This is a genomic window from Acinetobacter sp. NIOH-H-8 (assembly GCF_046635365.1).
In the GTDB taxonomy this organism is placed as follows: domain Bacteria; phylum Pseudomonadota; class Gammaproteobacteria; order Pseudomonadales; family Moraxellaceae; genus Acinetobacter.
The window spans coordinates 1-408 of the sequence record NZ_JBHDVN010000282.1 but is presented as its reverse complement, the minus strand read 5'-3'; the positions used below and the strand labels follow the sequence as shown (position 1 = coordinate 408).

The following is a 408-nucleotide window of genomic DNA, read 5'->3' as shown; positions in this document are numbered from 1 at the left end:
TGGTTCACTCTTGCTATGGTCGCCAGCACAACTGGTATGCTTACTCGCTATGGTCTTATCTACGTTGCTTGCGCTTCGTTTGCCTAGCTTTCTTCAAATAGAATGCATTAACAGATGTATCTGAGTTGCAGTAGTTTGTTCGATTAGCTTAACTAAATCAAGGCTTCGTCTGATCGTTAGATCAATATGAAATCAATTGATGCTTTATATACAACTGCTTGGGTGTTGTATAGTCAAGCCTCACGAGCAATTAGTATTGGTCAGCTTCACATATCGCTATGCTTCCACATCCAACCTATCAACGTCGTAGTCTTCAACGGCTCTTTAGGAGACATAAAGTCTCGGGGAAATCTTATCTTGAGGTAGGCTTCCCGCTTAGATGCTTTCAGCGGTTATCCCTTCCGAACA

General features: G+C 42.4%; 1 rRNA gene. It reads right to left on the bottom strand.

Annotation, left to right across the window (positions count from 1 at the left end):
• Positions 1–229: 229 nt before the first annotated feature.
• Positions 230–408, bottom strand: a 23S ribosomal RNA gene (locus tag ACEWB7_RS18245); the annotation flags it as partial.